Below are 9,382 nucleotides of genomic sequence, written 5' to 3' on the forward strand. Positions count from 1 at the left end.
AGATGCCCGCCGCCGGGGCGGTCGGGTCGGCCGACGTGGCGGCGACGTCGCCGGTCGGTGCCGTGGGCGTCTCCGGCGGCGGGGTGGCGGACGTCGTGGGACCTGCCGTGGACTGTGCCGCGCCCGCCCCGCTCGACACCGGGACGGACGTGGTCGGCCAGAACAGCACCGCTCCGACGATGGCCAGTGCACCGACCAGCCCACCGGCCCCGATCAGCAGACGCGCGCGGGTGTCCGACGATCCCGCGGCCGCGGCCGCGGCCGGGCCCGGGTCGCGGGTGACGTAGGTGTCGACGCCCGGCCGCATCGGAGCGCCGGACCCCGGCGACCAGGCCGCGAACCGCTCGGTGGGCGGCTCGACCGGCGTCACGGGCACGGCCGCGGTCGGCGCGGCGTATGCCGGGACCACGGCGATCGGTCCGGTCCGTTCCACGTCCGGCCCGTCCGCGTAGACCGGCACGTCGACGCCCGGCCAGGACGCGCCGGGCTGGGGGGCCAGTGCCAGCGCGGCGCCGGTCGCGATCGCGTTCTTCGGGTCGGCGTCCACCGCGACCGGCCGGTCCAGCTCCTCGGACACGACCTGCGCGACCAGCGGGATCCGCGAGGACCCGCCGACCAGCAGCACCGCCGACAACCCGGACGGCTCCAGCCCGGCCGAGGACACGGCGCGGCGCAGCGCGGTCACCGAGTCCTCCAGGGCGGGCCGGATCAGCTCCTCGAACTCGGTGCGGTGCAGCCGCACCGAGGTGCGCCCGGTGCCCGACCAGACTCCGACCGAGGCCTCGGTGTCCGAGCTCAGCGCCTCCTTGGCCTCGCAGCAGTCGCGGCGCACCCGCGCCACGGCGGCCCACACGTCCGGGTCGGACTCGTCGAGGTCGGCGAACGCCGCCGGCACGGCGGCCCGGACGTGGTCGAACACGGCCTCGTCGAAGTCGACCCCGCCCAGGTACTCGACGCCCTCGGGCCGGCCGAGCAGGGTGAACCCGCCACCGACCTCGCGCTCGGTGTCCTTGCGGACGACGGCGGCGTCGAACGTGCCGCCGCCGAGGTCGTAGACGGCGATCGTGGAACCGGTCGGGACGCGCTCGGCGCGGGTGTAGCGCAGCGCCGCTGCCTGCGGCTCGGCCAGGAACGTGACGGTCAGCCCGTGGCCGGCCAGGGCGGCGCCGACCAGCTCCTTCTTGTGCGCGCCCCACGCCGCGGGGTGGGTGAGCGCGATCCGCTCCGGAGCCTCGCCCTCGCGGCGCGCGGCGACGTCGACGACGTGCCGCACGACCAGGGCCGCGAGCTCGTGCGCGGTGAACGCGCGGCCGCCCAGCGACACCGGTGTCGGGTCGCCGATCCGGCGTTTGAACTCCCGCGCCACGCGGTCCGGCTCGCCCAGCGCGCGGCGCTGCGCGGCGTCACCGACGAGCAGCTCGCCGTCCTCGGCCACGAACAGGACCGACGGCATCTGCACCCCGTTGTCGGAGAGCGCGACCATCTCCGGCTCGCCGGAGGCCTCACCCCCGCGCAGGCGAAGGACGGCCGCCGCCGTGAAGGTCGTACCCAGGTCGATCCCGAGCAGGTACGGCATGGCGATGTCCCTCCGCGGTGCGTGTCGCAGGGCCCGGCGACGCCGGACCCGTCACACGCCCATCGGGGATCCACCGGCCGTCGTTAGCCGATCCTTCCGATCCCCTAACCGATTCCCCCGAATCCCCCTGGGGGCCGATCCGGGACCCGGCCGGATCCCCGATGGCCGCGGCGCCCCCGCTGCCTACCTTTCGGTCCCAACACCGGTCGTCGCCACGAACCGGTCACCACCGCCGAACCGGGAGACGGTCCACATGTCGATCCACACCACCCTGATCGAGTTCATCAAGCAGCTGCTCGGCACCGACTCGGAGAGCATCCAGCTCCGCGACTACTTCCGTGAGGACCCGCAGGGCGCGCTGAACGAGTACGGCCTGGGCCACCTGAGCCCCGAGGACGTGCATGACGCGATGGTGCTGTTCCAGGACAACGACACCGTGAGCTTCGACCGGAACTACGACACCGGTTTCGACCGGGACGGCCGCGACGGCGGGGCCCGCGACGGGGGCTGGGACGGCGGCCGGCACCACGACGGCGGCACGGACCACGGCGGCGACTGGGGCGGGCACAAGGGCGGCGGGCACGACCCGGTCGTCCGCGAGCACGTCACCGACAACCACGTCACCAACAACGTCGACGACCGCGACACCATCGTCGACAACTCGATCAACCAGAACATCGACACCGGCGGCGGCGACCTCGACCAGAACTTCGAGAACAACTCCGTCACCGCCTCCGGCGACGGCGCGGTGGCCGCCGGGCGCGACATCGAGGACTCGACGATCACCACCGGCAACGACAACGTCGTGGGCGACGGCAACAAGGTCGTGAGCGGCGACGGCAACACCACCGCGTTCGGCTCCGGCAGCGCCGTCTCCGACGTCCGGGTCGACGACGGCGGCGCGTTCTCGGTGAACGGTGACGCCTCCGGCGACAGCTCGACGAACGGCTCCTTCAACGAGGTCCACAACGAGTCGCACGAGTCGACCTCGGTCGAGGACTCCTACAACACGGACTCGAGCACCGACGTCGACACCGAGATCGACGACCACAGCTCCAGCCACACCGACATCGGCTCGCACAACTCGGCCGACCTGCACTTCGCCTGAGCCTGCCCGCCGCACCCCGCTTCCCCGAAGGAGAACCACGAGATGTCCGCCGACAAGTCCCTGATCCAGTTCATCCTCGACCTGCTGCGCGACCCGAAGGCCCTGGCCGAGTTCAAGGACAACCCGGACGCCGCCCTGCGCGCCTGCGGCCTGACCAACGTCAGCCCGGAGGACGTGCACGACGCGATCGTCCTGGCCCAGGACAACGACGACGTCAGCTTCGACCGTGAGTACAACACCGGTGGCGGCCACCACGCGTCCGTCGCCGGCGCGTCCGTCCCGCCGCCCCCGCCGGTCGAGGCGCACCACGGCGGTGGCGACCACGGCCACGACGCCGGGATCGCGTACCTCGACAAGTACGTGACCAACAACTACGTCACGAACAACGTCGACGACCGCGACACCATCGTCGACAACTCGATCAACCAGAACATCGACACCAGTGGCGGCGACGTCAACCAGAACTTCGAGAACAACTCCGTCACCGCCTCCGGCGACGGCGCGGTCGCGGCCGGCGGCGACATCGAGGACTCGACGGTCACCACCGGCGACGACAACGTGGTCGGCGACGACAACGCCGTCATCAGCGGCGACGACAACACCACGGCGTTCGGATCCGGCAGCGCCGTGTCCGACGTCGAGGTGGACGACGGCGGGGCCTTCTCCGTCGACGGCGACGCGACCGGCGACAACAGCACCAACGACTCCTACAACGACACGCACAACGAGTCGCACGTCGACACCGACATCGACGACTCCTACAACACCGACTCGAGCTCCACGGTCGAGACCGACGTCGACGACCACAGCACCACCCACACCGACGTCGCCTCGCACAACGAGCTCACCGTCGACGTGCTCTGACCCGAGACCAGCGGCGGCGGGCAAGCCCGGCGCGGGACGCCCGCCGCCCACCGAGAACCGGTCCCGTTCACCCACCCGGGTGGGCCGGGGCCGGTTTTCCTCGTGTAAGCATCAGGGCTGGGGGAGGAGACCGGGATCGACCGGTCCCGGGACGACGGGGGGCGTCGACAGCGTGGCGGTACCGGAGGCGGTCGAGCTCGTCGACATCGCGCTGAAGGCGACCACCGCCTACGAGCGTCCCGACCTCGCGACCCGCCTGCAGCAGACCCGGGCCCGCCTGTCCGACCCGAACGTCCGGGTACTGGTCGTCGGCGAGTTCAAGCAGGGCAAGAGCCAGCTGGTGAACGCGCTGGTCAACGCGACCGTCTGCCCCGTCGACGACGACATCGCCACCGCCGTCCCGACGCTCGTGCGGCACGGCGACGAGACCACCGTGACGCTGGTGCGCGAGGGCGGCGGGTCCGACGAGCGCACCCCGGTCCCGGTGGAACGTCTCGCCGAGCACGTCTCCGAGGCCGGCAACCCCGGCAACAGGGCCCGGCTGACCCGGGCCGAGGTGACGCTGCCGCGCAAGCTGCTCTCCTCCGGGCTGGTCCTGGTGGACACCCCCGGCGTCGGTGGGCTCGGCTCCGCGCACGGTGCCGCGACGATGTCGGCGCTGCCCACCGCGGACGCGGTCGTGCTCGTCTCGGACGCCTCGCAGGAGTACTCCGCCCCGGAGCTGGAGTTCCTGCGCGCGGCGATGAAGCTGTGCCCGAACGTCGGCTGCGTGGTCACCAAGACCGACCTCTACCCGCACTGGCGTCGGATCGTCGAGCTCGACGAGGGCCACCTGCACGACGCCGGGATCGACGCCCGGGTCATCCCGGTGTCCTCGGCGCTGCGCCTGCACGCGGCACTCACCCAGGACATGGACCTGATCACCGAGTCCGGCTTTCAGGAGCTCGTCGGGTTCCTGCTGCGCAAGGTCGTCGCCCGCGCCGACGACCTGGACCGCACCTCGGTCGGCCAGGACGTACTGATCACCTGCCGCGCGCTGTCCGCGACCATGCGCGCCGAGCTGATCAGCCAGGAGGACCCGGAGCGGGCCGAGCGCCTGGCCGGGGATCTGGAGGAGGCGAAGACGCGCGTCGACGCGCTGCGGCAGCGTTCGGCGCGCTGGCAGACCACGCTCAACGACGGCATCGCCGACCTCATCGCCGACATCGACTACGACCTGCGCGACCGGCTGCGCACGGTGTCCCGGGAGGCCGAGCAGCTGCTCGACGACGCCGACCCGGCCGACATCTGGGACCAGTTCGCGGAGTGGTTCCACCGCCAGGTCTCCCAGGCCGTCGCGCAGAACTTCGTGTGGACGACCGAGCGGTCCCGCTGGCTGGCCGAGCAGGTCGCCGAGCACTTCGCCGAGGCCATCGACGTCCAGCTGCCGGAGCTGCGCATCGCCGGCGGGGCGGTGGCCGGGAAGGTGGACTCCCTCGAGATGCCGGTCGGGGAGAAGTTCGGGGCCGGGCAGAAGCTGTTCGTCGGCATGCGCGGCGGCTACGGCGGCATGCTGATGCTCGGCCTGGCCTCCACCGTGGCCGGGTTCGCGCTGCTCAACCCGGTCTCGATCGGCGCAGGCCTGCTGTTCGGCGCGAAGACCGTGCGCGACGAGCGCAAGCGACTCGTGCAGCGACGCCAGGCCGAGGCCAAGGGCGCGGTGCGCAAGCACATCGACGAGGCGACGTTCCAGGTCGGGAAGGACTCCCGCGACAACCTGCGCCAGATCCAGCGCGAGCTGCGCGACCACTTCACGATGCTCGCCGAGGAGCTCTCGACGGCGCTGGCGGAGTCGGTGGTCGCCGCGCAGAGCGCCCTGCGCACCGACGCCGACCGGCAGAAGCGGATCGCCGACCTCAACGCCGAGCTGGAGCGGGTGGAGTCCCTCGCCGAACGTGCCCGTTCCCTGGCCGGCGCGGTGGCGTCACCATGAGCGGGCCCGACCGGAGCCCGCAGCACCCGATGGACCTGACGGCGTCGGTACGGCAGCTGCTGCGCCGCACGATCGAGGCCTACGCCGACAGCCCGCAGGCGGCCGGCTGGCTGCAGCACCACCTCGACCGGTTCGGCGAGCCGCTGCGGGTGGCGATCGCGGGCAAGGTCAAGGCCGGCAAGTCGACGCTGCTCAACGCACTGGTCGGGGAGCAGATCGCGCCGACCGACGCGGGCGAGTGCACCCGGGTCGTCACCTGGTACCAGGACGCGCCGTCGCCGAAGGTCCGGATGTTCCCGCGGAACGGGCCGCCGCGGCCGTTGACGATCACGCGCCACCGCGGTGCGCTGTCGTTCGACCTGCAGGGTGTGCCGGTCGAGCAGGTGGACCGGCTGCTGGTGGACTGGCCGTCGCAGAGCCTGCGCACCACGAACCTGATCGACACCCCGGGGATCGGGTCGCTCTCGGCGGACACCTCGGCCCGGGCATCGGCGTTCCTGACCCCGGACGACTCGCCGTCGCCGGCCGACGCCGTCGTCTACCTGATGCGCCACCTGCACGCCGGCGACGTGCGGTTCCTGGAGGCCTTCCACGACCGCGGGGTGGCCCGGGCGACGCCGGTGAACACGATCGCGGTCCTGTCCCGCGCCGACGAGATCGGCGTCGGCCGCCTGGACGCGCTCACCTCGGCCCGCCGGATCGCCCGGCGCTACCGCGGCGACGAGAAGCTGCGCGGGCTGTGCCAGACCGTCGTCGCGGTGGCCGGCCTGCTCGCCGAGAGCGCGCGCACCATGCGCCAGGACGAGTTCACGGCACTGAGCGAGCTGGCCGCGCTGCCGCGCGCGGACGTCGAGTCGATGCTGCTCTCGGCGGACCGGTTCGGGCGCACCGAGCTGGACCGCCCGGACGGCGACACCCGGGTCGCGCTGCTGGAGCGGTTCGGCCTGTTCGGGGTCCGGCTGGGCACCACGCTGATCCGCCAGGGCGTCACCGACTCCTCGGCGCTGACCGCCGAGCTGATCCGCCGTTCCGGGCTCGACGAGCTGCGCACCGTGCTGGCCAACCAGTTCGCCGAGCGCCGCGACCTGCTCAAGTCCCGCTCCGCGCTGCTCGCTATCGACCTGGTGCTGACCCGGGAACCGCGGCCGTCGGCGGCGCCGCTGCGCGCCGAGGTGGAGCGGATCCTGGCCGGGGCGCACGAGTTCGTCGAGCTGCGGACACTGTCCGCACTGCGCGGCGGGGCGGTCACGTTCTCCCCGGACGCCGCCGAGGACGCCGAACGCCTGCTCGGCGGCGACGGCGGGTCGCCCGCGGCCCGGCTCGGCCTGGCCCCGGGCACCGAGCCGGGCGATCTGCACGCCGCCGCCCGCGAGGCGTTGTCACGCTGGAAGCGCCGCGCCGAGAGCCCGCTCACCGGCCGCAGCTCCGCCGACGCGGCCCGCGTGGTCGTCCGCAGCTGCGAGGGCATCCTCGCCACCTCCGCGCCCTACCGCTGAGCCCCGTCGCCGGGCACCTGCGCGGCCGGGGGCTCCTCGGCACCGGCGGCCCCGTCCGGCCGGAAGCTCAGCAGGTCCGCAGGCTGGCAGTCCAGCTCCCGGCAGATCGCCTCCAGCGTGCTGAACCGGATCGCCCGGGCCCGGCCGGTCTTGAGCACCGACAGGTTCGCCAGGGTGAGCCCGACCCGCGAGGACAGCTCGGTGAGCGTCATCCCGCGTGCTGCAAGTACCGCGTCCAACGTGACCACGACCGGCACATGGCTCCTCTCCTATCGTCCTGCGTTTCGATGAACCGCGTGCGCTAGACCGTGAACTCCTGCTCCTCGCGCAGCTCCCCGGCCACCCGCAGGGACTCGGCGTAGATGACGGCCGCGGCCGCTGCGAGCACACCCCACCAGAACGTTCCCCCGTCGATGTACATCCGCGCCCCGGGAACGACTCCCGATGCCGCGGCGATCGACGAGGCCCATGCCTGGAACACCACCCCGACGACGGCCCACCCCATGATCAGGGGGGCGAGGTATCGCGCCCATCGGGCGACCTGGTGGTCGAGCGGGCGAGTCGCGATCGCTCGAAGCACCCGTCGAAGCTGCCACAGCGCGGGCAGGACGGACAGCACGGCGACCAGCGACAGCAGGACGGACCACGCCCCCGGCCCGGAGGGGAGCTGCGAGAGCGAGACACTCCCCACCGCTTCCCCCGCCTCGGGCGGTCCCGGCACCAGGAGCGACACGGATCCGGCGCCGAGCCCGTCACGGTGCGTCCACGATCCGACGCTCTTCAGGAACGAGATCAGGTACTGGACCGGTGTCAGCACCACCGTCGTCCACCACGAGATCTCGACGACCACCCGCATGAACTCGAGCACGTATCGGTTGCGCCTGCGTTCCATCTCCGCGCCCCTTATCGCTTATCGACGATATCGAAGAACGATAAGACAGGGCCCGGACGTCGAGCAACCCCGCTGTCGACGGTCCGAGCCTCGGCCGGCACGTGAGTTCCGGAAACTCTCTCGCGAACTGAGATGGTTGGTGAGCGATTCTGTGTCGAGGCCACCCCGGTGGACCGAGGCGACCGTCTACCCGGCCAGGACCTTGCGCAGGCGGTCGTGGAGGTCTGCCCGGCCGGTGGCGCCGAGGCGCTGGCGCATGCGGGCGACGTGGTGCTCGACGGTCTTCGCGGAGATGAACAGCGACTCGCCGATCTCCTTGTAGGTCCGGCCCGCCACGACGAGTGCGGCCACCTCGCGTTCCCGCTCGCTGAGCAGGCCGGGCGGCTCCACCTGCACGGTCTCGGGGACCTGGCTCCCGCCGGGCTCGCCCGCCGACGTGTCGGGGGGCCCGGGAGCAGGGTGCTCCTCGCCGGGACGTCCGGACTCGGCCTGCAACGCGCGGGCGCAGGAGAGCAGCGCGGTCATCGCGCGACGGTCGTCGGTGCGGATCGCGGCCTGCCCGGCCAGCTTCCCGCCGTCCCAGGACAGGCCGACCGCGTGCAGGCCCCGTGCGGCGGCCTCGACCGGCTCCGGGTCGACCACGCCGTCGAGCAGCGCGACCCAGTGCGGGGCGGCGGCGGCCATCGCGGCGGCGAACCGGCTGCCGCCCGCCGCCTCGGCCAGGGCTGCGGTGTGCCGGTGCGCGGCCTCGGCGTCGGTGACCAGCACCGCGGCCTGCAACTGCGCCCAGTGCAGCGGCGCCGACCACAGGGCGGGGCGGCCGAGGCGCTCCAGCAGCGCGATCGCCTCGTCCAGGTGCGGGCGCACCCAGCTCTCCTCGCGCAGCCGGGTCGCGGCCGTGACCAGCTCGCCGAGGGGCTGCAGCACGAACAGGTCCACCGGGTGCCGGACGATCGCCTCCCGGGCCCGGGTCCAGGCCCGCATCAGCGAGCCGAGGTCGCCGGAGCGCCGGGCGAGAGCGACCTGCAGGGACGCGGCCAGGAACTCGTCGCGCGCCTCCAGCCCGCCGGCCCCGGGTGCACCGTCGGCGGACGAGCCGGCGGCTTCGGCGTCCACCGCGGCCAGCCGGGAGGCGGCGGTGCCGGTCGCCCCGCGCAGCAGCGCGATCCAGCCGAGCAGCAGCCGGTGCCGGGCCTGCGCGCGCCGGCCGCCGAGCCGGACCGCCAGCGCCCGCTCGAGCACCGAGCCGGCCACGTCGAACTCCCCGGTGTGCACCGCGACCAGGGCGGCCAGCGCCGCCGGGGTGTCCGGCAGCAGCGCGGCCCGGTGCGCGGACTCCAGCAGCCCGGCCGCGCGCGCCAGCTGCGACAGCGCCGCGGTCGGCGAACCCTGCACCGAGTCCAGCACCCCGCGGGCCATCAGGTCCTCGGCCCCGGCCAGCAGGGTCGGCGGGCGCCCCAGCGGCGAGCCTCCG

General features: G+C 73.3%; 8 protein-coding genes. 4 read left to right on the plus strand and 4 right to left on the minus strand.

All coding sequences use genetic code 11. The annotated features are described in order from the left end of the window. The coding region (locus I4I78_RS25710; protein WP_218614071.1) for an Hsp70 family protein at positions 1-1,576 on the minus strand (1,576 nt) is incomplete at its 3' end. 253 nt (positions 1,577-1,829) lie between these two features. Here I4I78_RS25710 and I4I78_RS25715 point away from each other — a divergent pair. The 4 genes from I4I78_RS25715 (at position 1,830) to I4I78_RS25730 (ending at position 7,016) form a co-directional block, all read left to right on the plus strand. Next, a complete protein-coding gene (locus I4I78_RS25715; RefSeq protein ID WP_218614072.1) occupies positions 1,830-2,684 on the plus strand; it encodes a hypothetical protein in 855 nt (284 codons plus the stop codon). Between the two features lie 42 nt (positions 2,685-2,726). Then, positions 2,727-3,548 (plus strand): IniB N-terminal domain-containing protein, encoded by an 822-nt coding sequence (locus I4I78_RS25720; RefSeq protein ID WP_218614073.1) that lies wholly within the window; start codon positions 2,727-2,729, stop codon positions 3,546-3,548. 172 nt (positions 3,549-3,720) lie between these two features. Next, on the plus strand, positions 3,721-5,520 hold the full coding sequence (locus tag I4I78_RS25725) for a dynamin family protein (protein ID WP_218614074.1): 1,800 nt from the start codon (positions 3,721-3,723) through the stop codon (positions 5,518-5,520). Continuing rightward, complete coding sequence (locus tag I4I78_RS25730; RefSeq protein WP_226380439.1) at positions 5,517-7,016, plus strand: dynamin family protein; 1,500 nt, start codon at positions 5,517-5,519, stop codon at positions 7,014-7,016. The genes I4I78_RS25725 and I4I78_RS25730 overlap by 4 nt, the downstream gene beginning before the upstream one ends. On the opposite strand, the gene I4I78_RS25735 is transcribed toward I4I78_RS25730, so the two are convergent. The 3 genes from I4I78_RS25735 to I4I78_RS25745 form a co-directional block, all read right to left on the minus strand. Then, positions 7,007-7,273 (minus strand): helix-turn-helix transcriptional regulator, encoded by a 267-nt coding sequence (locus I4I78_RS25735; RefSeq protein ID WP_218614075.1) that lies wholly within the window; start codon positions 7,271-7,273, stop codon positions 7,007-7,009. The two genes, I4I78_RS25730 and I4I78_RS25735, sit on opposite strands and share 10 nt — an antisense overlap. Positions 7,274-7,317: 44 nt before the next feature. Next, the gene (locus I4I78_RS25740; RefSeq protein WP_218614076.1) at positions 7,318-7,908 is read right to left on the minus strand and encodes a DUF2975 domain-containing protein; all 591 of its coding nucleotides are present in this window, start codon (positions 7,906-7,908) and stop codon (positions 7,318-7,320) included. Positions 7,909-8,094: 186 nt separating this feature from the next. Then, positions 8,095-9,382: helix-turn-helix transcriptional regulator (locus tag I4I78_RS25745; protein ID WP_218614077.1), on the minus strand; the 1,288-nt coding region annotated here is incomplete at its 5' end.

The organism is Pseudonocardia sp. KRD291 (assembly GCF_019263595.1).
Lineage (GTDB): Bacteria > Actinomycetota > Actinomycetes > Mycobacteriales > Pseudonocardiaceae > Pseudonocardia.